This is a genomic window from Enterobacter cloacae complex sp. SHL009, from assembly GCF_049237205.1.
Classification (GTDB): Bacteria; Pseudomonadota; Gammaproteobacteria; order Enterobacterales; family Enterobacteriaceae; genus Enterobacter; species Enterobacter cloacae_M.
Window position 1 is genome coordinate 707,269 of record NZ_JBMKIW010000001.1, and the last position, 21,712, is coordinate 728,980.

Here is a 21,712-nt window from a genome sequence, read left to right on the forward strand (position 1 = left end):
GATGAAACGATTACCGCTGGTAGCGGTCATGTTGGGTGTCGTATTGCTCGCCGGTTGCCACGATCGCCGGGAGGGTGTGAAGTCATTGTCAGGGGATGGTGTAGAACAGTGGGGGCAGAAACTGCCTTACGATCACTGGCAGTTTAATTTTTTCTATCCCGTCAACCTGCCGGCACTGGTGACCATGGTGTATCTGGAGGATGGGGATATCCGGGAAAGTATTTTCCGGCGACTGGACCCCACGGAACCGAGCCAGAGCAGCGTGGGGACATGGAGCCAGCGCGTGGGTGGTTTTTCAGCCAATTTTAATATCGGCAAGGCGCTGCCTGTCAGGATGACGGTGTGCTGGGACTCGGTTATCGATAAAAAGGCGTACGAAACGGAGATCTGGTTCAGTCGGGAGACATGGCAGCAGATGCTCACAGCCTATCCTGATACCTATAAGCCGGGAAAGACGTATTACCGGGATAATATGATTATCGGACTGGCACCGGGTGGAACGGTGCGGGTCTGGCTGGAGAATAACGGCGATCCTGTTGTGCTTCAGCATCCTGCGCGGCAACTCACTCTGACAGGGGAGGATATGCTGATATGCAAAGGGGTAACGAAACATCCTAACGGATATATTTATTACGGAAAGACACCCGATTTCATCAAAGGGAAAATCTATCCGTATGGCAACTGGTAGGGCATAACGGTCAGTAAAATCAAAAGGATCCTCTTGAGATCCTTTTGAGCATCAATCTGATTGTTTTGATGGGTTAAACTTCAATTTTTTTAACATGTCACATTTTGCAGCTTCGCTCCCACCAGGGCTACATCGCGCGTAAAATCGGGAACATCAAAATCACGACCTGCGCCAGCCCGGACTGGCTGGCAAAACACGGTACGCCAGAAACGCCGGATGATTTACGCAAACATCAGGCCATCAACTGGATTAATAACCGCAGCAGACAAATTCATCCGTGGACGTTTACCACGCCAGAAGGCATCGCGGAAATTACCTTGCCCGGTAAGCTTGTCGTGGATAACTCCGAGGCCTACATCGCGGCAGGCCTTGCCGGGCTGGGGTTAATGCAGGGGATGAATCTCTTTCTTCAGCCTTACATAGACAGTGGTCTTCTGGTTGAAGTCCTGCCGGACTATCGCTCGCCGGACCGCAAGCTGTCACTGCTCTATCCACACCGCCACCTCTCCCGGAAGGTGCGGGTCTTTACCGAGTGGCTGGAGAGTCTGGTGTGAAAGCGGCCAGCTCGTGACACAGCGCGCCAATCTGTTCCACGGCGTTCAGCAGGCGGGGCGTGGGTTCGTTTGCGCAGTTCAGCCGCAGAAAGTGCGTTAACTCCGCGGCAGGGGAAAACAAGGGGCCAGGGCTGACGCCAATGCCCAGCGCCAGCGCGCGACGATGCACCTCCAGCGCGTTGACCCGCTGAGGCAGTTCAACCCACAGCAGGAAACCGGCAGCGGGTACGTTAACGCGCGTACCGGGCGGAAAGCTCGCCTTGACCTGCGCCACGACGGCGCGAACGCCCTCTGAGATCCGGCGCTTCAGCCGCCGCAGATGGCGATCGTAGTCGCCGCTCGCCAGAACATCGCTCGTCGCCGCTTCCAGCAGCGGGGCGCCAGCCCATTCTCCGGCCATGCGGGCCTGTAAGACCTGCGGGGAGTAGCGTCCGGCGGCGATCCAGCCGATTCGCCATCCGGGCGCAAGCGTTTTAGACAGGGAACTGCAGTAGATCACATTCCCGCTCAGGTCGAACGCCTTGCAGGCCGGAGGGCGTTGCCCCTCGCCGACCAGATCACCGTAAACATCGTCCTCAATTAAAGGAATTTCAGCCTCTTCAAGCAGGGCAACCAGTTCCTGCTTGCGCGCGACGGGCATGCTGGCACCCAAAGGATTTTGCACCGTGGGCGAGGCCAGAACGGCCGCGGGGCGGTGGCAGCGAATAGCGTCCGCCAGCGGTTCCAGCAGCAGGCCTTCTACAGGGTCGGTGGGGATCGCTAAAGCCTTCAGGCCTAAATCCTCCAGCAGCAGGAGCGTACCAAAGTAGGCTGGCTGCTCAATCGCCACGACATCACCCGGCTGGCACACGGCCCGAAGTGCCAGGCGCAGCGCCTGCGTCGCGCCTGCGGTAATAATGAGATCGTCCGCGCCGAACCGGGCTCCCCACTGGGCAGAGCGCGCGGCAATCTTGCTTCGCAAATCCCGCCTTCCCGGAGGCAGGCTGTAGCTCTGTCCATGCGCGTCCAGACGACGGCCCGCAGAGTGCAACGCCCGCTGCAGCGCATCTCCCGGCAGCCACGCGGGATCGGGCAGGGCGGCGCCCAGCGGGATCAGCCGGGCTTCTGCACTGCTGAACAGCGACCGGGCCACTGCGGACAGGGTGACGGGGACCGGGCCTGGCGTGGAGCGCGCGGGCTCTACGCGCGGTGGCAGGCTGGTCTGGCGGATGTAATAGCCTGAACGCGGGCGCGCAACGATCAGCCCCTCAGCCTCAAGGCAGCGAAGGGCCTCCAGCGCCGTCGGAAGGCTAACTCGCTCGCGTTCGGCCAGTTTGCGCGCGGAGATCATCCTGTCACCGGCGCGCAGCGCGCCGGACGTAATGGTAAAACGCAGCATATCCGCAATACGGCGATAGTGAGGAGAGGACCGGGACGGGGCAGACATGGGGAACTGTTCAGGCTAATTTTCGATAAAACTGACTATACAGCCAATGATGCGCGCCATCTATAGTGTCCGGCATGTTCAGGACAAGGAGGCATTATGCAAAGCGATAACTTCAACATTTCCACCTATTTCAAACGCATAAACTATACCGGACCGGCGGGTGCCGATACGGTCACCCTGCATGCACTCATGCGCCATCAGCTCTTTTCCGTTCCCTTTGAAAATCTGGACGTACAGGCGGGCAAAGTTGTCTCGCTGGCGCCAGACGATATCGCCGATAAGGTGTTAACGCAGGGGCGCGGCGGCTACTGCTATGAGGTAAACGGGCTTTTTGCCATGGCGCTGGAGGCGTTAGGGATCCCTTACCGCTTCGTGGCGGCGCGCCCGATGTTCTACCCCGCGCGGCGGCCGAAAACCCACATGGCGATCGTTGCTGAGGTAGATAGCCGACAGTGGCTTTGCGACCTCGGTTTCGGCAGCTACGGTATTCGTGCGCCAATGGCGCTGGACACGCTTGATGTGGATATCACGCAGGATTTCGACACGTTCCGACTGAGCCGCAGCGCGGAGGGTGAGTATTTGCTTGAGGCGAAGGTTGAGGGAGAGTGGGCCCGGCAGTACGGCTTTGATCTCACCCCTCAGGAATGGATTGATTTCGTTCCGGCCAACTATCTTAACTCCACGCACCCGGATGCCATCTTTGTGCAGAAGAGGGTGGTGGTGCAGCACAGCCCGGAGGGACGCCAGATTTTGCTGGGCGATGTGCTGAAAACCATCACGGCGAACGGCACTGAAACGCGGCAGCTGGCGGAGGATGAAATCCGCCATGTCCTGAAAGACCGTTTTGCGCTGATCGCCGCGTAATCTGCCGGGAAACGGTGGAGCCTCAGCGCAGTCCGTCTTCTGCGGCGTTGCGCTGAGCTCCCCACTGTAACAGCAGGCTAAACGACGCGGGTAACACGGTCAGCGTCACCAGCGTCGCGACCAGCAGCCCGCCGATAATGGCATAGGCCATTGGCCCCCAGAAGACCTGATGAGAGATCGGGATCATGCCCAGAATGGCGGCGCAGGCGGTCAGACAGATGGGTCTGGCCCGGTGTTCCGCGGCCGCCATAATTGCGGCATCGATTGCCATCCCCTGAGCAAGATTGCTGTCAACTTCGCTAATCAGTATCACCGCGTTGCGCACGATCATCCCCGCCAGGGCGATGACGCCCAGCAGCGCGACAAACCCCATCGGCGTGCCGCCGGGCAGCATAGCCAGCACGATCCCCGGTAGGCCAAACGGGGCCATCAGGAGGGCCAGCAGCATCCGGGAATATCGCCGCAGCTGAAGCATCAGCAGCAACAGCATGAGGACCAGCGTTACCGGAAGAACGGTAAAGACGGAGCTGTTCCCCTTGTCCGATTCGGCAACCGCGCCGCCCTCTTCAATGCTGTAACCTGCGGGCAGGCTCGCGCGCAGCTTGTCGACCGCCGGACGCAGCGCCGCGGATACCGCTTCAGCCTTCAGGCCCGGGGCAAGGTCCGTTTGCACCGTGATAAAGGGCACGCGCTGGCGACGCCAGATGACCGGATCGTCCACGCCCCAGACCGGCGTCGCGACGGCGCTGAGCGGAATTTTTTTACCGTCATTCCCCTGAATCGTGAGCGAGGAGAGGGTGGCGGTGCTGTGACGTGCATCGTCCGTGGCCCGCAGCACCACGTCGACAAGGCGGTCGTTATCCCTGATGGAGGTGACAACGCTGCCGGACCAGACGGTGTTCAGCGTGCGGGCGAGGCTTTCTGACGATATTCCCGCCGCCCTGGCCGCCGTCTGATTCACCTTAAGGGTGATGACCCTTTCAGGCTCTCCGGCCGTCTGGTTAACGTCGCGTGAGAACGGGGAGCGGCCAATCGCGTCCGTGAGACGGTTCGCCAACGCCCGAACCTGCAGATAATCTGGCCCGCTCACCCGGTATTTGATGGGCCAGCCGACGGGCGGCCCCAGCTCAAGGGGCGACACGCGCGTGATGATGTCGCTAAACTGCGTCGCCAGGAGCCTGTTGAGCTGCGCATGCAGACGATCCCGCGCCTCAAGATCCTTAGCCACCACGACCATCTGGGCGATATTTTCATTTTCCAGCAGCACGTCCATCGGCAGGTAAAAACGGATGGCGCCCGACCCGACGTACGTCGAATAGCGATCGATGTTGCCGTTGCCGGCCAGCGCCTTTTCCAGCTTTTTCACCTCTCTTAGCGTTTCCGGCTGCGACGCGTTGGCCGGAAGCGTCAGGCTGACCAGCAGCTCAGGCCGATCCGAAGCGGGGAAAAACTCGCCCTGCATAAACGTCGTGCCGTACGCTGACAGCCCCAGCGCGGCAAGCGCAATCAGCACGGTAGCGAGTCGGTGGCGCAGCGCCAGGCGTAAAAGTCGTCCGTACCCGCGCGCGATCCTGCCGGGGCCTGCCGCGTGATGTCTGACTTTTTCCGGCAGCAGCCACGTGCCCGTCAGCGGCGAAAACAGGATCGCGACGGCCCAGGAGCAGAGCAGGGCAATGAGCACCACCGCAAACAGGGAAAAACAGTATTCACCGGCGCTGGAGGCCGCAAAACCAACGGGAATAAAGCCGGCAATCATCACCAGAGTACCGGTGAGCATCGGGAAGGCCGTTGTTTTGAACGCATGGGTGGCCGCATGCCGACGGGAATCCCCCGCTTCCAGCCGCGAGACCATCGTTTCAACGGCGATCATGGCGTCATCCACCAGCAGGCCCAGGGCAATGATCAGCGCCCCGAGCGAGATGCGCTGAAGGCCGATGCCGGCGAGCATCATGCCGGCAAACGTCATGGCGAGCACCAGCGGAATGGCCGTCGCCACCACCAGTCCGGCCCGTAAGCCCAGCGAGACAAATGAAACCGCCAGCACGATAATAACGGCTTCGATAAGCACCCGGATAAACCCGCTTACCGCGTCACTGACCACCGCTGACTGATCGGCAACTTTCACCATCTCGATACCGTGCGGCAGCCCGGCGCTGAGGGCCGCCATTCTGGCATTCAGCGCAGCGCCGAAACGCAGCATGTTGCCCGTTGGTGCCATCGACACCGCCAGCCCGATAGCCGGCTTGCCGTTTACCCGGTAGGCCGGGGCCGGTGGCTCGGCGATTTCCCGGGTGACGGTGGCAATGTCGGTCAGCGGAATATAGCGATTGTTCACGTGCAGCGTGACGGCGCGTAAGCTCTCTTCGGTCATGAGCGCCCCGCTGACCTTGATCGCCATGTTCTCTTTTTCGGTACGCATCGTTCCTGCCGGGACAACCGCATTTTGCGTCCGGAGGGCGTCGGCAACCTCCTGAATATCAAGCCCCATCCCGGCCAGGCGCGCCGGAGAAAAGGCGAGAACCCACTGCTCCTGCTGTTCGCCCAGCAGGGTGGTTTTGCCTATATCCGGCAGGGACATCAGCTCGCGACGAATTGTCTCTGCGCGATCCCGCACCTCCCGCAGGGTGAAGCCCTCGGGAATAAAGGCGTAAATTGTGCCGAACGTGTCGTCAAACTCGTCGTCCACGGCAGGGTCCTGCACCCCTTCAGGCAGGGACGGCGCGATGTCCTGCATTTTTTTGCGAACCTGATACCAGATATCCTGCACGCGTTGCGGGGGCGTATCGTCACGAAGGTTGACGTGGATAACGGTGCGTCCGGCCCGGGTTTCACTTTCGAGATAGTCCAGCCAGGGCGTTTCCTGCAGCTTTTTTTCAAGCGTATCGGTCAGCAGGCGGGTGGTATCCGCCACGGAGGCTCCCGGCCACTGCGCGGAGACGACGGCCGTTTTAATGGTAAAAGCCGGATCTTCATTACGCGGCAGCTTCTCATAGCAAAACACGCCCATCGCAATCACCAGCAATATCAAAAAGCTGACCATCTGCTGGTTCTTCAGCGCCCAGGCGGAGAGGTTAAATTTCGCTTCCGATCCCGTGTTCATGGCTGAACCTCTCCGGCAACCACCGGCTCGCCGGACCGCAATGTGCTCACGCCCGCCGTAATCACCCTGTCGCCCGGCTCAAGGCCGGAGGCAATCATGACGGAGGTGGCCGTATAGCTCGCGGGCACCACCGCGCGCAGCTGCGCCCGCGACTGCGGGGTAATCACAAATACGGCCGGTTTGTCGCCGACGCGGGTCAGTGCCGACGCGGGGAGGGTGTAGCCGCGCGGGGCAGACGATGGCAACGTGACGGTAACGCTGGCGCCCAGCGCCATGGCCGCCGGCGGGTTTTGCAGGGTGGCTCTGACGCGCCAGGTGCGGGTCTGAGGATCGGCCTGCGGGGTAATATCCCGCAGCGCGGCAGACGCCTGTACCGACGGGTCGCTGAGGAGTGAAACCCGCAAAACCGCCTTATCCAGAGGCGGGATCGCATCCGGAGTGGCAATATCAAACGCCACGTCGCGGGCTTCACCCGTTGCCAGCGTCAGTACGGACTGACCGTCGCTGACAACCTGTCCGGCAGAGGCGTTCACGGCGGTGATGACGCCCGCCTGCGGCGCGATCAGGCGCGTCCAGCCGAGGCTTTCGCGGGCATTTCGCCACGCGGCCTCGCTGCTTTTTAAGCGCGCGCGGGCGACAAGCCAGTCGGCACGGGCGCTGTCGAGCTGCGTGCGGGCGATAGCACCCGTTGGTATGAGCTTTTGCATTCGACTGACGTTAAGCGCGGCGACCTGCGCCGAGGCTTTGGCACCTTCATAGTCGGCCTCAGCGCCGTCGAGCTGGTTTTTCCCGGTTGTATCGTCAAGCGTGGCCAGCAGCTGTCCGGCAGTGACCCGGTCGCCAATATCAACGCTGCGCGTCAGTATTCGGCCCCCGGTCCGAAAGCTCAGGGTCGTTTCATCGTGGGCATGGATCTCACCGGTTCTTTCCAGCGCGGGAAGGGTCTGGGCGGCCCCGATGACGACGTAGCGTACCGCTCGCGCAGGGTCGGGCTTATTTTCGTGTTTATCACCGCAGCCGGTCAGCGGAAAAATCGCCAGCGCAAGCAGGGCCAGGGGAAGAAAATGCAGCCAGGAAAGGGTGCGCGCCACGCCGTACAAATGATGCAGGCAGTGGCGGAGGGAGAGAAAAAATTCGTCTGACATAACGCCGCTCCATAAAGGGAATGGCGTTATTAAATGTGCGCTACGTCGAGAAAGATTCGACGTTCTGTCAAGGCTTTATCAAGAGTGGATATTTTCATTACCGGACGGGTGCCAGGGCAAAAAAATGCGCACGGCGAGGCCGCCGGTTTCCGGCAATGACGCGCTAATCTCACCCCCATGCGCCTCGCAAATCGCCCGGGCGATGGACAAACCGAGGCCGCTGCCGCCGGAATGCCGCGCGCGGGACTGCTCCTCGCGGCTAAAGCGTTTAAACATTTCCGGTAAGAACTGGGGCGACACGCCCGGCCCGTCATCGGTAAATTCGAGGATGTAATGACCGCTGGCGTAGTGCAGCGCCACCTCGAGGTGGCCGCCCTCGCGTCCGTAACGTAGCGCATTTTCCATGAGGATGGTAACGACCTGTCCAAGACGGAACGCATCGCCTCTGAAGGGGCTGGTGCGCGGGTTGCGAAGCGTTATCCGAAAATGATGCGCGTCAGCCTCGGGCATGATCCAGGCAGCCCGCTCCTGAATCAGCTCATCGAGGCAAAACGGCTGGTCCTCCAGCACGAGGTTACCCGCGTCGGCGAGCGACAGAAGGTGAAGCTCATCGGTGAGGCGGTTGAGGTGCTGAAGCTGTTTCATCACCATGCCGAGCTGTGCCGGGCTGGCATCAAACACGCCGTCTAACATGCCCTGCAGACGCCCGATGGCGGCCGTCAGGGGCGAGCGCAGCTCGTGCGCCATCGCGACGTGCGAGGCGCGGAGCTCTTTTTCATAGCGGGCGAGCTGTCCCGTCATGGAGTTAAAGTCGGTCGCAAAGCTGATCATTTCCGCCGGCGCATCCTCGATCAGTTCCGCCTGACGGCCAAACTGCCCGTCGGCGACATCCTTTGCCGCATCGCGAAGGCGGCTGAACTGCAGCGCCAGCGGCCGGGCGTGTTTGAGCCCCATCACCACGATAAACGGGATCATCACCAGCACCAGCAGGGCCACCGTGGCCCAGTCGGCTGAGGCGATAGACGGCGTGGAATAGCTCAGGCCCCACCAGGTGTCCACAATCGAGTGGAAGCGGGCCGGATTGGCCTGCGGGTTCTGGCTGAGCGTCAGAAACTCCTGGCGGACCGCCGCTGGCATTTTGCCCATTATCCAGTAGTTCTGAACCGCATAGCGCAGCCACATGCAGGTGGCAATGACGATCACGCTGCCGATAGCCAGCGCCAGGATGCGCGCGCAAATCCAGCGCCACAGAGAGGAGTGCTGATTTTTAATCATGGCTGTCTGAACCTGTAACCCACGCCGCGAACGTTGATCAGCACGCCGGAGATCCCCGCCGCTTCGAGTTTTTTACGCAGGTTATAAATATGGGTGTCCACCACGCGCTCCAGCGCCTCGCTTTCCGGCAAACAGTGCTCCAGTAAATACTGGCGGGAGAACGGGTGCGCCGGAGAACGCAGCAGCGTTGCCAGAAGCGAGAATTCCGTTGGCGTAAGATCGAGCATCACGGGCGCGTCGCCGCCGTTATCCACGCTCGCCACAATGGCGGCCACGTCCACCTCCAGCGTTTGCCAGCGAAGGATCGCCCCGTCCGTCTCTTTTTTACTGCTGCGCCGCAGCACCGCCTGCACCCGAGCCACCACTTCGCCCGGATGATAAGGCTTCACAACGTAATCATCGGCACCGTATCGCAGGGCGCCAATGCGGTCAGGGGTATCCCCCATGGCCGTGACCATGATCACCGGCACATCGCTTTTACGACGCAGGCCAGCCAGCACCTCGGTGCCGTTAAGCCCCGGCAGCATCACGTCCAGCAGAATGAGGTCGGGCTTCCACCGCTGCGCCATATCCAGCCCGGAATGACCGTCTCCGGTAATGGTCACCTCGTAATTTTCCCGCCGTAAATAGGCCTCGAGCACGCCAGCCGCATCGGCGTCATCTTCAATAATCAGCACTCTTCTGGACAACATCCGTTCACCTTGACCATTTCTTAACACTATCCCGACGATTCATTGATTCAGCCAAATCATACTGCGCCAACGTTGTGTGGCCGCCCCCGTATCAGGAGGCGCTAGCGTCCGTATGGAGAGCAGTATGATAGCGATAAAAAAAGTCCTGTATATGTCCGTCCCGCTTCTGATGGCCGTGGTTTCCGGCGCGCAGGCGGAGGATGGCGCCGCGTCCGATTCCTTAACCGTCGGGCTTGGGGGGCAGTATGCCCCGCGTTACTCAGGCTCAGACAAGCAGGTGTGGCAGGTGGTTCCGGTGCTGCAGGGACGCAAAGGCGCTTTCTTTATTGATGCGCAAAAAGGGGTGGGATATGACCTGCAAAACGACAGCGGCTGGTATTTCGAACACACGCTGGGCTACGATTTCGGAAGGGCTGAGAAAAATTCTGGCTGGCGTGAGGGCGCAAACAATCTGAAAGGGATGGGGGACATTGATGCCACCCTGAATACCGGCCTTGCCGTGGGCTGGCAGGCCGCGCCATGGCTGAGTATGGAAGGCAAAGCGACGCTGCCGTTAACGGACAGCCAGGGGGCAAGCTATCAGGCCTCCGTGACGCTAATCCCCTTACAAAATAATCAGGACACGGTTGCCTTTCAGTCAGCGGCCCTTTTTGGCGACAGCCGTTATCTGAATACCTGGTATGGGGTCAGCGAGCGGCAGAGCCGCCGCACCGGATATCGCCGCTATGCTGCGCCGGGTGGATTCTATGGCGTCGACACCAGCCTGACCTGGAGCCATCAGTTCGATGCCCACTGGGGGACGGTGCTGAGTGCGGACTATACCTGGCTGGGCGATCGTGCGAATAACAGCCCGATCGTGATGCGGCGCAATGAGGGGGCTGCAACCGCCGCTATCACCTGGACATTTTAAATTCGAGGAGCACGAGGGGGCGAGAGGATTATTTCTTCTTATCCATCATCGCTTTTAAATCGGCAAACGGGTTAAACGTGGCGACGCCCACGTCTTTTTGCGCGTCTTCCCCGGCCACCACGGTGGTGCCGTACTGATCCGCTTCGGTGTATTTCGAATGTTCGTGATCGTGGCAAAACAGGCACAACAGCTCCCAGTTGCTGCCATCTTCCGGGTTGTTGGTATGGTCGTGATCGATATGGTGCACCGTGAGTTCACGCAGATTGGAATAGACAAACTCGCGCGAGCAGCGTCCGCAGACCCAGGGATAGATTTTTAATGCTTTTTCGCGATAGCCGCTTTCCAGCCGCGCGTAGTTTTTGGGGATCAAAGCCATTGCCGGTTTTACCTGCCATGAAAAGAGTGGGGAAGATTATATCCCATTATGGGGCGGAATGAAGAACCACGCTATTCTGTCAATTTATTTGATGCTTTCCGTTAAATAAACGGCATTTATTCTTATCGGGTAATGCGTAAAGTGGACAGAACGCAACGTATTATCAGGAAAAATGGTTATGAAAAAGATCGGATTTTTATCCTTTGGTCACTGGACGCCTTCTCCGCAGTCCGGCACGCGCTCGGCGGCAGACACGCTGCTGCAGTCCATCGATTTAGCCGTGGCGGCTGAAGAGCTGGGGGCAGACGGCGCGTATTTCCGCGTGCACCACTTTGCCCGACAGCTTAGCTCGCCGTTCCCTCTGCTGGCGGCAATAGGCGCAAAAACGAAAACCATCGAAATCGGTACCGGCGTGATTGATATGCGCTATGAAAATCCGATGTACATGGCTGAAGATGCGGGCGCGGCGGATCTGATTTCCGGCGGTCGTTTGCAGCTTGGCATCAGCCGCGGCTCGCCGGAGCAGGTCATTGATGGCTGGCGCCATTTCGGCTATGTCCCGCAGGAAGGGGAAGACGAATCGGATATGGCGCGCCGTCATACCGAGGTGCTGCTTGAGGTGCTGCGCGGTGAAGGGTTTGCCAAACCCAATCCACAGCCTATGTTTCCGAATCCGCCGGGGCTGCTGCGCCTGGAGCCGTATTCTGAAGGGCTGCGCGAGCGTATCTGGTGGGGCGCCGGTTCCAATGCGACGGCCGTATGGGCCGCAAAGCTGGGAATGAACCTGCAAAGTTCAACCCTGAAGGACGATGAAACCGGCGAGCCGTTCCATATTCAGCAGGCAAAACAGATCCGCGCGTACCGTCAGGCCTGGAAAGAGGCAGGGCATTCTCGACAGCCGCGGGTGTCGGTCAGCCGCAGCATTTTTGCGCTGATGGACGACCGCGACCGGATGTATTTCGGTGCCAGCCGCAACGACAGCGATAGCGTGGGCTATCTTGATGAGAAAACGCGCGCGATCTTCGGGCGCAGCTATGCGGCGGAGCCGGACAAGCTGATTGAACAGCTGAAAAAGGACGACGCGATTGCTGAAGCCGATACGTTATTGCTGACCGTGCCGAACCAGCTCGGTGTGGATTACAATGCGCACGTGATTGAATCTATTCTCAAACACGTCGCACCGGCAATGGGCTGGCGCGAGTAGTCGTTCCGCTATCAGCCGTGAGATCGTAATGGAAAATCTGGCCCTCTGGTATCGCCGTTTTGGCGAGCCAGAAACCGTTCTGCACTCTGAAACCGCGCCGCTGGGGGCGCTTGCGCCGGGTCATCTGCGCGTGCGAATGCTGTTTTCTCCCGTGAACGCGTCCGATCTTATTCCCATTACCGGCGCCTACCGCCACAGAACCCCGTTACCGGCGGTAGCGGGGTATGAAGGTGTCAGCATTGTCACCGACGTGCCCGCGTCCTTTGCGCATCTGCTGGGTATACGCGTCCTGCCGCTGCGCGGTCAAGGCACCTGGCAGCGCTATGTTGATTGCCCGGCAGAGTATGCTATCCCCGTTCCGGACGCTGTTGACGCACATCTGGCCGCACGGGCCTATATCAACCCGCTGGCAGCGCAGATGATGCTTACCCGCTATCCGCCTGAAGGAAAGCGGGTGCTGCTGACGGCTGCCGGGTCGGATTGCGCCATTCTGCTGGGGCAGTGGGCACGTCAGGCAGGAGCGGAAGCCGTGTACGGGATCCACCGTTCCCCCGTTCACGCTGAACGGCTGGAGGCGATGGGTATCATTCCCGTCGCGCAGCATGACGCGCAGCGGATTGGCACCGTCGCCGCGCGTGCTGACGTCGTCTACGATGCAACCGGCGGGCCGCTGGCGGAAGCGATCCTCAGCGCGATGCCCGAGCAGGGCATGTTTGTCTGCTACGGGCTGCTCTCCGGGCAAACGTTCAGACAGCAACGGCCCGCGCCGCGCGTGGCGTGGTTCCATATCCGAAACGGTCTGGATGCGCTCAGCGCTGAGGCGTGGCGCGCGGAGTTTGACCGCATCTGGCTTAATTTGCCCGCCAGCGGGTACAGCGACGTCACGGTGTATCCGCTGGCGGAATGGCGGAGGGCGATCGGTACGTATCGCGAAGGGGGAAGGACCCGCAAGCCCCTCCTGTCGATGGCGGACTGACCGCTATTTATGGCTCATATCGCTCAGCAGCACGGCGATGGTTTGCCCGCCCGCCGTCTGTTCCAGGCCAATCTTGACGATAATGGTCAGCGGGACGGAGAGCAGCATTCCAACGGGCCCGAGCAGCCAGCCCCAGAAAATCAGGGACAAAAAGACCACCAGCGTGGAGAGTCCCAGCCCTCGCCCCATCATGCGTGGCTCAAGAATGTTACCGAACACCAGGTTGATGACCAGATAGCCGGCCAGCAGGATCAGCGCGTCATAAAACCCGCTGAAAACCAGCACCTGAAGGATAGGGGGGATCGCCGCCAGCACGGAGCCGATGTTGGGAATGTAGTTAAGCGCAAACGCCAGTAACCCCCAGACAAAGGCAAAGCGAACGTCCAGCGCCAGAAGCATCGCCCAGACGACACCGCCCGTGACCAGGCTAATCGCCGTTTTCAGCACCAGATAGCGGGAGACGCTGTCCAGCGCGCGTTGAATCGCCCCCATGCCTTCAACCGGACGGACCATCATCTGCTGCAGCTTTGCCGGCAGCTGCGGCACCTCCAGCAGCATGAACACCACCGTTAAAAACAGCAGGAAAATGGAGGTCATGGCATTGGAAAGCTGCGCCAGCAGGCTGGTGACGATCGTCATGGCCGCGTTGGGGTCGATATATTTCAGGAGCTCCTCAACCGAGACTTCGATACCCGCGCGCTGCAGCCAGGGTTCCAGCTGGAGCAGCGGTATCGCCAGCGAAGAACGGTACTTCGGCAGCGTTCGCGCCAGCTCATTGAGCGAGGTCCCCAGATACGCCACCAGCAAGACCATCGCCACAATGATGATGCTGATAAGCAGCGTGATCGCCAGCACGCGCGGGATGCGCAGGCGCGTCATGCGCTGCACCAGCGGGTTAAGGATCACCGCGATAAACAGGGCCAGAATAAAGGGCACAATAATGTCGGCGGCAAAACGAACGCCTGTCAGTATGATCACCAGCATGCCCAGCATGATGACAATTTTTAACCCGTTCAGGGTAATAATGGGTTTAGCCATGGTGACTCCGAATTTTTCTTTATATTTATAATAAAGGTGAAAGGCGTTGCAATAAACTAACCAAAATCAAACGGTATGGGTAAAGAATTGCAAAGACTTTGAGTAAAATCCTGGCTTATGGTACAAATCTGGTGTGTTTAACTACCGAGGACAATTTTCATCCGCAAAGACGAGAAGCAACAACGCGGATAATTGTAATTTTATGGACAATATGTTCAGGACGTACTCTTCAAACAATACCGCTGTCTACTCCACCTCCTTCTGCCTGCTTTCTGGTGAGCAACACTGGCGCACCGCACTATAGTCATTTCTTCTGCCTGAGCTGGCGCTAAGCGCTTAGCTAACTGATTTCAATTCGTTTTTTTTTGGTTTGCTGCACGCAGCGGGCCACAATGGATTATATTCTCAAGCAGGAGAAAAACATGTTTTACTGGATCCTATTAGCGCTGGCTATCGTCGCTGAAATTACCGGCACGCTGTCTATGAAATGGGCAAGCGTCAGCGATGGCAACACCGGTTTTATTTTGATGCTGGTGATGATTTCGCTTTCTTATATTTTCCTCTCGTTTGCGGTGAAAAAAATTGCGCTGGGCGTCGCGTATGCACTGTGGGAAGGGATCGGTATTTTGTTGATTACGCTGTTCAGCGTGCTGATATTTGACGAAACATTAACAACAATGAAGGTCGCCGGATTAACGACGCTGGTCGCGGGTATTGTGCTGATTAAATCGGGTACCCGTAAGCCTGGCAAACAGCAGAAGGAGCAGAACCATGCAACAGTTTGAGTGGGTTCATGCGGCCTGGCTGGGGCTCGCCATCGTGCTGGAAATCCTGGCGAACGTTCTGCTGAAATTCTCGGATGGTTTTCGCCGTAAACTGTACGGCCTGATGTCGATTGCCGCGGTTCTGGGGGCATTCAGCGCCCTGTCCCAGGCGGTAAAAGGGATCGATCTGTCGGTGGCCTATGCGCTGTGGGGCGGTTTTGGTATCGCCGCCACGCTGGCCGCAGGCTGGGTGCTCTTCGGCCAGCGTTTAAACAACAAGGGCTGGATGGGGCTCATCTTGCTGCTTGCCGGCATGATCATGATAAAACTCGCCTGATAACGTTGCGATCCTTAGTTTCAGGCCTCCGCGCTGGCTTACTGTGTAGCCAGCGCCTCCAGCTGGTCGCGGAAACCGGTAACGGACAAGGCGCGGTTGTCGGCGCGCCACCGGTCTTTTGCCGCCGGGGCAGAGCTCTGGACACCAATCAACTGCCAGCCCTTGTCGGTTTTCAGCATCAGCGGTGAACCACTGTCACCCGGCAACGTATCGCACTGATGCGAGAGTACACTGGTTTGCGCCCAGCCCGTCACAATACAGTCGGTGTGCGTATAAAGCGTATCCAGGTGATCGACAGGATAGCCTGACTGCGTCACCTTTCGGTCGGCGGCTTTCAGCGCGGCGGTGAGGGCGGCCTTGTCGCCGTCAAATAACGGCAGCGGCGTAATGCCCGAAGGTGGGTAGCGTAAAACGATCAGGCCATAATCCCACGAGGCGGCCGCAGGTGGCACTATCCAGCCGTCGCCATCTGGCTTCAGGCGTTTGCCGAGAGAAGGATCAACCCTTCCCTCAATGCCGTGGATTTCATAGCGCCAGGTCCCTTTTTGCGACACAAACCGCAAGGCAACGGCTTTATCCGGCTTGCCGTTTGGCGGCGTTAACAGGCAGTGGCCTGCCGTCAGGGCAAGCTGCGGGGTGATCAGCGTCGCAGTACATAAGTTACCGCTGGCGGTTTCCAGCTGGCCTATAGCATCCCAGGGTGCCTGGGTGGGATCGGCGACGCGCGTACGATCGTCATGACCGAAAAAAAGCGTCTTTAGCTCTTTCGCGCTAATGGTGTCATCACCGCCATCATCCGCATGTGAGAATCCAGAAAAAAGACCAAACGTTCCCAGTAACAACACAACAGATTTACGCATATCACACTCTGGTGGGGGTAATTATGATTATTAAAAGTGAACCCTATGAAAATACTATAGACGGGACAGCGCTAAAGTGGGAGTAAAATCAGCGTGCTACAATCAGGAAAGATAAAAATGGCTGGCGATGAGCGCGCATAAAATAAGCAGGATCAGAATCAGCTCAAACCGATAGCGTCGCAGCATACGCCCTCCGGAAATAAAAAAACGGCGCGGAACCTGTTCCGGTTCAGCGCCGGTTTACCAACGTGCCCCGAAGGGCACGGTTAAGCTTGTACTCTTACGCAGCTGGCTGTGCAGCTGGTTTAGCAGCTTCGTGTTTTACTGCTTTTTTGTGATGCTTTTTAGCAGCCTGAGCTTTCTGTTCTACAGCTGGTTTGGTTGCTTTTTTGTGGTGCTTCTTAGCGGCCTGCGCTTTCTGTTCTACAGCCGGTTTGGTCGCTTTTTTATGGTGCTTTTTAGCAGCCTGAGCTTTCTGCTCTACAGCCGGTTTAGCGGTTTTTTTGTGGTGCTTTTTGGCAGCCTGAGCTTTCTGCTCGGTTGGTGCTGCGGTTGCTGGTGCAGCGGCTTCTTTTTTCGCTGCAGCTTTGTGATGTTTCTTATGGTGAACCGCTTTTGCTGGCGCAGCGGTGGTGGTTGCAGCAGGCGCGGCAGCCGGTGCAGCAGTTGCGGTAGTGTCAGCAGCAAATGCAGCAGAAGACAGACCCATAGCAGCGGCAACAACCAGAGCTAATACTTTATTCATTCTCATACCCTCGAATTTGGTTTTTCATTTAACCCCACTGCGGGGCCGTTGAAATAACTATATCCCTGTAAATTCGAGGTTTCCGTGAGTGATTGGTATCGGCGTGTAACGGAATGTACAGAGGGGAGGAAAGTGTACGAACAGGCCAAACGCCGCTGCTCGTACGGGCCTCTGTTATTTGTTCAGTGTGGCCAGAATAGCCGCCGGAGACTGACTGCCTATAATCGTCCGTGATTCAGGCTCGATCACCACCATTACCGGGGTGATGCTAATGCCCAAACGTTCTGCCAGGGCAGATTGCCGCGCGATCAGATCGGAGCAGGCTGTGGTGGTGTCGTTATCCGGTAAAAATCCCGCCATCGCTTGTTGCAGGCTTTTGACCTTATCGGTTGAACACCAGACGCGCCCCATATCTTCAATTACCGAGTCGCGAATGGCGTTGGGCGCAACGGTCAGAAACGACATCGTCAAACCGGCATCCGTATATTGCTTAACGTTTTTCACTACGTTGCTGCAGTAAATGCACTGGTTATCAATAAACACCAGCAGCTTATATTTTTCAGCAGGAGCCTGAAACGTGATGGGCTGGAGGTCTGCAAGAGAGCGGGTAATATCGTTAAACGCGTCTTGCGGGGTATTATCCGTGGCTGCGAAAGTACTTAAACTGGTCGCACACAGAATGGCTAACATCGTTTTCATTATGCCTTTCATCATTCATCCCTTTATTTTTTTAATCCTGACCTGATGGCAGTCTAATTGTGTCGGAAGGACACGCATTCATACACCCGACGCAATCATGACAACATGTGCTAAATCATATTCTTATTGAAAAGGGTGAGAAGAGTGCCGGAGCAGGCTCCGGCAGAGGGATTAAAGATAACGGGAGGTCAGATGTTCCCGGAAGTAACGGATATTCAGATCTTCGCCCGTCGCCTGGGTGATTAATTGCGACGTGCTGAAGCGGCTGCCGTGCTGCCAGATGTTCTGACGCAGCCACTCAAAGAGTGCGGAAAAATCACCTTCGGCGATGGAGGCCTGCAGACCCGGCAGTGCGGTTCTGGCGGCATGGAACAGCTGCGCGGCGTACATAGCGCCAAGCGTGTATGACGGGAAGTAACCAAAACCGCCGTCGGTCCAGTGGATATCCTGCATACAGCCGTTGCGGTAGTTGTCTTTGGTGGATAATCCGAGCCAGGCCTGCATTTTCTCATCCCACAGGGCGGGAATATCGTCCACCTCTATCTCGCCGTTGATCAGCGCGCGCTCAATCTCATAGCGCAACACCACGTGTGCCGGGTAGCTCACTTCGTCCGCATCGACGCGGATATAGCCAGGTTTGACGCGCTGGTTCCAGGCAATAAAATTCTCTTCGCTAAACGCCGCCTGGCTGCCAAAGCGGGCGTGTACCGCAGGGAGGAGATGCCTGAGGAAGGCTTCACTGCGCCCCAGCTGCATTTCAAAGAACAGGCTCTGTGACTCATGGATCGCGGTTGAGCGCGCCAGGGCAATCGGCTGTCCTGCCCACGCGCGCGGCAGGTTTTGTTCGTAGCGGGCGTGTCCGGTTTCGTGGATCACGCCAAACAGCGCGCTGAGCAGCTCATCTTCGTCATAGCGCGTGGTGATGCGCACGTCTTCCGGGACGCCACCGCAGAACGGGTGCGCGCTCACGTCCAGGCGACCGCCGTTAAAATCGAAGCCAAGCATCTTCATGGCTTCCAGGCCCAGCTCACGCTGTGTGGCCGTCGGGAAGGGGCCCTGCGGGGGAATAAACGACCGTTGAGCCTGTTTTTCCACCACGTTTGCCAGCAGGTCCGGTAGCCAGGACTTCATATCGCCGAACAGAACGTCCAGACGCGCGCTGGTCATGTCGGGTTCAAAAATGTCCAGCAGCGCGTCGTAAGGCGTACAGCCTTTGGCTTCAGACCGCAGGCGAGCCTCTTCGCGGCTGAGTTTTACCACCTCTTTCAGGTTGGCGGAAAAACCCTGCCAGTCGTTAGCGGGACGCTGGGTACGCCAGGCGTGTTCACACTTGCTGCCCGCCAGGGATTTGGCTTCCACCAGCGATTCCGGCAGCAGAGTGGCCTGCTGGTAGTGGCGCGTCATTTCGCGCAGGTTGGCCTGTTCGACATCATTCAGATCGTCACCTGCCGCCGCCGCTAACAGGTCGCCGACTTTTTTATCGGTCAGGATCTGATGTTGCAGGACGCTCATCTCCGCCAGCGCCTCGCCGCGCGCGGCGCTGCCGCCCGGCGGCATCATGGTGAACATGTCCCAGCTGGCGATGGAGGAGAGGTGAGAGAAGCGGGAGAGACGCTGGAAGGTGCGGGTGAGTTGTTGGTAGTTATTGTTTTTCATGAAGTCCTCGTGTCTGAATCAGCCGATGACAAAAATTAGCATCGGCTTGATTTAAACACGAAGGCGCTGGAATGTTAATGCAGACGTTTATGCAAACTGGTGCCCACCAGCAGCGCCGCGCACAGCATCAGCGCGATAAACCCGCCCACGCCGTTCCAGCCGTAGTAATGCCAGAACACGCCGCCGAGGGTCCCGGCGATGCTGGAACCCAGGTAATAGCTAAACAGATACAGCGATGATGCCTGTCCTTTGGCGCGACGCGCGCGCGGGCCAATCCAGCTGCTGGCGACCGAGTGGGCGGCGAAGAACCCGGCGGAGAAGAGCAGCATCCCGGCAAAGATGAACCACAGCGAGGATAATAGCGTCAGCAGCAGGCCGAGTAACATCACGCCCGTGAATACCAGCAGTACCGGCCCGCGTCCATAGCGTGCGGTCATCGCCCCGGCTTTTGGCGAGCTCCAGGTGCCGGTGAGATAGGCCACAGAAAGCAAACCGACAACGGCCTGATTCAGATGCCACGGCGAGAGCATCAGGCGGTAGCCAATATAGTTAAACAGCGTGACGAAGGCGCCCATCAGCAGGAATCCCATCAGAAACAGGCGCGGCAAACCTTTGTCGCGCCAGTGCAGGCGGAAGTTGATAAACAGCGTTTTCGGGCGTAGCGATGTCGGCCGGAAATGACGCGATTCCGGCAGAATTTTCCAGAACATCAGGGCCGATGCCAGCGCAAAACATCCGATTACCGCCAGCGCAATACGCCAGTTAAAGAAGTCCGTAAACACCCCGCTCAGCAGGCGGCCGCTCATTCCGCCAATCGAGTTCCCGCTGATGTAAAGCCCCATAGAGAAAGCAACAAAGCTCGGGTGGATCTCCTCGCTGAGGTAGGTCATCCCGACCGCCGCCACGCCGCTGAGCGAGAGCCCAATCAGCGCGCGCATTACCAGAATGCCGTGCCAGCTGGTCATCATGGTCGAGAGTAACGTACAGACCGACGCCAGCATCAGCGCGGTCACCATCACCGGTTTACGGCCAATGGCGTCGGACAGCGGCCCGGTAAAGAGCAGCCCAATCGCCAGCATGCCGGTAGAAATAGAGAGTGAAACGCTGCTGCTGGCAGGCGATACGCCAAACTCATGAGAGAGAACGGGCAGGATCGGCTGAACGCAATAGAGCAGGGCGAAGGTCGCCAGACCGGCGGAAAAGAGCGCCAGCGTGACGCGCATAAATTGGGGGGTACCACGTTTAATGAACTGGACCGGCTGCGGTGCTGCGGGTAAATCATTGATATCTCTTGCCGGATCGATATCAATAGTCGTTGTACGGCTCACACTGTTTCCTTGCTTAAACATCCCCGTGATTTCTGGTGACGGGTATGACCACATGTTCAGGGTAGGAAAATGTAAATATTCTGTCTAATATATTAATAATCTCAAATGATACTTTAAAAATATGAATATCGAGCTGCGTCATCTTCGCTACTTTGTCGCCGTTGCCGAGGAGCTGCATTTTGGCCGCGCGGCGGCACGGCTGAATATCTCTCAGCCACCGTTAAGCCAGCAGATTCAGATCCTGGAACAGCAGGTCGGGGCGCGCCTTCTGGCCCGCACCAACCGCAGCGTGAGCCTGACGGCGGCGGGTAAGCAGTTCCTGATCGACAGCCGACAAATTCTGAGCATGGTCGATGACGCCGCCGCCCGTGCAGAACGGCTCTATCTCGGAGAAGCCGGAGAGCTGCGAATCGGGTTTACCTCGTCCGCGCCGTTCATCAGCGCCGTCTCGGAGACCCTTTCGTCATTCCGTCGCCACTTTCCGGATGTTCATATTCAGACGCGCGAAATCAATACCCGCGAGCAGATTGCGCCGCTGAATGAGGGTTCGCTGGATCTGGGGCTGATGCGTAACACCCAGCTGCCGGACTCGCTGGCGTGGGAGGTGATCCTGCGCGAGCCGCTGATGGCCATGATCCCGCACGATCACCCGCTGGCGTCGCGTCCGGCGGTCTCGCTGGCAGAGCTGGCAAAAGAGCCGTTTGTCTTTTTTGACCCGCAGGTCGGGACGGGCCTGTATGACGATATCCTGGGGCTGATGCGCCGCTACGATCTTGCCCCGGTCATCACCCAGGAGGTAGGGGAAGCGATGACCATTATCGGCCTGGTCGCGGCCGGTCTGGGCGTGTCTATTCTTCCGGCCTCCTTTAAGCGGGTGCAGCTGCGTGAAATGCGCTGGGTGACCATTGCCGAAGAGGATGCCGTTTCCGAAATGTGGCTGGTGTGGTCAAAACATCGTGAACAGAGCCATGCCGCACAGCGCTTCAAACAGCAGCTAATGAGCGCCTCTGCCGGGCGGCATTTTCACGGAAAAGAGGGTAAAAATGTGCGGTAAATCACATGGCTAAGTAAATAT

At 58.3% G+C, this 21,712-nt stretch carries 21 protein-coding genes and 1 pseudogene; 10 read left to right on the forward strand and 12 right to left on the reverse strand.

Translation table 11 applies throughout. The features are described from left to right. Position 1 precedes the first annotated feature (1 nt). Positions 2-688, forward strand: a complete 687-nt coding sequence (locus ACOTZC_RS03525) for a DUF2931 family protein (protein WP_059446687.1) — start codon at positions 2-4, stop codon at positions 686-688. A gap of 128 nt (positions 689-816) precedes the next feature. Then, positions 817-1,242 (forward strand): annotated as a pseudogene (locus tag ACOTZC_RS03530) (LysR substrate-binding domain-containing protein); the annotation flags it as partial. On the opposite strand, the gene ACOTZC_RS03535 reads toward ACOTZC_RS03530, so the two are convergent. Further along, positions 1,214-2,668: a PLP-dependent aminotransferase family protein gene (locus ACOTZC_RS03535; protein WP_248200973.1), complete on the reverse strand. Its 1,455-nt coding sequence runs from the start codon at positions 2,666-2,668 to the stop codon at positions 1,214-1,216. The pseudogene ACOTZC_RS03530 and the gene ACOTZC_RS03535 overlap by 29 nt on opposite strands. A 96-nt stretch (positions 2,669-2,764) precedes the next feature. On the opposite strand from ACOTZC_RS03535, the gene ACOTZC_RS03540 reads away from it, so the two are divergent. Beyond that, positions 2,765-3,532: an arylamine N-acetyltransferase family protein gene (locus ACOTZC_RS03540; protein WP_047174620.1), complete on the forward strand. Its 768-nt coding sequence runs from the start codon at positions 2,765-2,767 to the stop codon at positions 3,530-3,532. A 22-nt stretch (positions 3,533-3,554) separates the two neighbouring features. Here the strand turns inward: ACOTZC_RS03540 and ACOTZC_RS03545 are convergent, their stop codons facing one another. From ACOTZC_RS03545 to ACOTZC_RS03560, 4 genes are all read right to left on the reverse strand, one after another. Continuing rightward, positions 3,555-6,632 (reverse strand): efflux RND transporter permease subunit, encoded by a 3,078-nt coding sequence (locus tag ACOTZC_RS03545; RefSeq protein ID WP_421635590.1) that lies wholly within the window; start codon positions 6,630-6,632, stop codon positions 3,555-3,557. Next, on the reverse strand, positions 6,629-7,777 hold the full coding sequence (locus ACOTZC_RS03550) for an efflux RND transporter periplasmic adaptor subunit (protein ID WP_045401275.1): 1,149 nt from the start codon (positions 7,775-7,777) through the stop codon (positions 6,629-6,631). Before ACOTZC_RS03550 ends, ACOTZC_RS03545 begins: the two co-directional genes overlap by 4 nt. 78 nt (positions 7,778-7,855) lie before the next feature. Then, positions 7,856-9,052, reverse strand: coding sequence for a sensor histidine kinase (locus ACOTZC_RS03555; protein WP_045619788.1), 1,197 nt, complete (start codon positions 9,050-9,052; stop codon positions 7,856-7,858). Beyond that, positions 9,049-9,744 carry a response regulator gene (locus ACOTZC_RS03560; protein ID WP_421635591.1) on the reverse strand — a complete coding sequence of 232 codons (696 nt, stop codon included), beginning with the start codon at positions 9,742-9,744 and terminating at the stop codon, positions 9,049-9,051. The genes ACOTZC_RS03555 and ACOTZC_RS03560 overlap by 4 nt, the downstream gene beginning before the upstream one ends. Before the next feature lie 124 nt (positions 9,745-9,868). On the opposite strand from ACOTZC_RS03560, the gene ACOTZC_RS03565 reads away from it, so the two are divergent. Next, a complete protein-coding gene (locus tag ACOTZC_RS03565) occupies positions 9,869-10,654 on the forward strand; it encodes a MipA/OmpV family protein (RefSeq protein WP_045401265.1) in 786 nt (261 codons plus the stop codon). Positions 10,655-10,682: 28 nt separating this feature from the next. On the opposite strand, the gene yajD is transcribed toward ACOTZC_RS03565, so the two are convergent. Next, positions 10,683-11,030 (reverse strand): HNH nuclease YajD, encoded by a 348-nt coding sequence (gene yajD / locus ACOTZC_RS03570; protein ID WP_003857471.1) that lies wholly within the window; start codon positions 11,028-11,030, stop codon positions 10,683-10,685. A gap of 178 nt (positions 11,031-11,208) precedes the next feature. Between yajD and ACOTZC_RS03575 the strand changes: the two genes are divergently transcribed. Both ACOTZC_RS03575 and ACOTZC_RS03580 read left to right on the forward strand, forming a co-directional pair. Next, complete coding sequence (locus tag ACOTZC_RS03575; protein WP_023311499.1) at positions 11,209-12,234, forward strand: LLM class flavin-dependent oxidoreductase; 1,026 nt, start codon at positions 11,209-11,211, stop codon at positions 12,232-12,234. Positions 12,235-12,262: 28 nt separating this feature from the next. Then, positions 12,263-13,210, forward strand: a complete 948-nt coding sequence (locus ACOTZC_RS03580) for a zinc-dependent alcohol dehydrogenase family protein (RefSeq protein WP_248169099.1) — start codon at positions 12,263-12,265, stop codon at positions 13,208-13,210. Positions 13,211-13,213: 3 nt separating this feature from the next. Here ACOTZC_RS03580 and ACOTZC_RS03585 read toward each other — a convergent pair whose 3' ends face one another. Further along, positions 13,214-14,248 carry an AI-2E family transporter gene (locus ACOTZC_RS03585; protein ID WP_023311501.1) on the reverse strand — a complete coding sequence of 345 codons (1,035 nt, stop codon included), beginning with the start codon at positions 14,246-14,248 and terminating at the stop codon, positions 13,214-13,216. Positions 14,249-14,381: 133 nt separating this feature from the next. Here ACOTZC_RS03585 and ACOTZC_RS03590 point away from each other — a divergent pair, with 133 nt between their 5' ends. The 3 genes from ACOTZC_RS03590 to mdtI all read left to right on the forward strand — a co-directional run bounded on the left by ACOTZC_RS03590 (position 14,382) and on the right by mdtI (position 15,349). Next, positions 14,382-14,552 carry a hypothetical protein gene (locus ACOTZC_RS03590; RefSeq protein WP_085930315.1) on the forward strand — a complete coding sequence of 57 codons (171 nt, stop codon included), beginning with the start codon at positions 14,382-14,384 and terminating at the stop codon, positions 14,550-14,552. Positions 14,553-14,670: 118 nt separating this feature from the next. Then, positions 14,671-15,033: a multidrug/spermidine efflux SMR transporter subunit MdtJ gene (gene mdtJ / locus ACOTZC_RS03595; RefSeq protein WP_023311502.1), complete on the forward strand. Its 363-nt coding sequence runs from the start codon at positions 14,671-14,673 to the stop codon at positions 15,031-15,033. Further along, positions 15,020-15,349 carry a multidrug/spermidine efflux SMR transporter subunit MdtI gene (mdtI, locus tag ACOTZC_RS03600; RefSeq protein WP_024909144.1) on the forward strand — a complete coding sequence of 110 codons (330 nt, stop codon included), beginning with the start codon at positions 15,020-15,022 and terminating at the stop codon, positions 15,347-15,349. The genes mdtJ and mdtI overlap by 14 nt, the downstream gene beginning before the upstream one ends. Positions 15,350-15,387: 38 nt before the next feature. Here mdtI and ACOTZC_RS03605 read toward each other — a convergent pair whose 3' ends face one another. The 5 genes from ACOTZC_RS03605 to ACOTZC_RS03625 form a co-directional block, all read right to left on the reverse strand. Further along, positions 15,388-16,209 carry a trypsin-like serine peptidase gene (locus ACOTZC_RS03605; protein WP_045401259.1) on the reverse strand — a complete coding sequence of 274 codons (822 nt, stop codon included), beginning with the start codon at positions 16,207-16,209 and terminating at the stop codon, positions 15,388-15,390. Between the two features lie 280 nt (positions 16,210-16,489). Continuing rightward, entirely contained in the window at positions 16,490-16,954 is a 465-nt protein-coding gene (asr, locus tag ACOTZC_RS03610) for an acid resistance repetitive basic protein Asr (RefSeq protein ID WP_421635592.1), read from the reverse strand. 174 nt (positions 16,955-17,128) lie between these two features. Then, on the reverse strand, positions 17,129-17,653 hold the full coding sequence (locus ACOTZC_RS03615) for a thioredoxin fold domain-containing protein (RefSeq protein WP_226855153.1): 525 nt from the start codon (positions 17,651-17,653) through the stop codon (positions 17,129-17,131). A gap of 171 nt (positions 17,654-17,824) precedes the next feature. Then, the gene (locus tag ACOTZC_RS03620) at positions 17,825-19,309 is read right to left on the reverse strand and encodes a carboxypeptidase M32 (RefSeq protein WP_045401253.1); all 1,485 of its coding nucleotides are present in this window, start codon (positions 19,307-19,309) and stop codon (positions 17,825-17,827) included. 74 nt (positions 19,310-19,383) lie between these two features. Next, entirely contained in the window at positions 19,384-20,637 is a 1,254-nt protein-coding gene (locus ACOTZC_RS03625) for an MFS transporter (protein WP_023311508.1), read from the reverse strand. 121 nt (positions 20,638-20,758) lie between these two features. On the opposite strand from ACOTZC_RS03625, the gene ACOTZC_RS03630 reads away from it, so the two are divergent. Further along, a complete protein-coding gene (locus ACOTZC_RS03630; RefSeq protein WP_023311509.1) occupies positions 20,759-21,691 on the forward strand; it encodes a LysR family transcriptional regulator in 933 nt (310 codons plus the stop codon). Positions 21,692-21,712 lie beyond the last annotated feature (21 nt).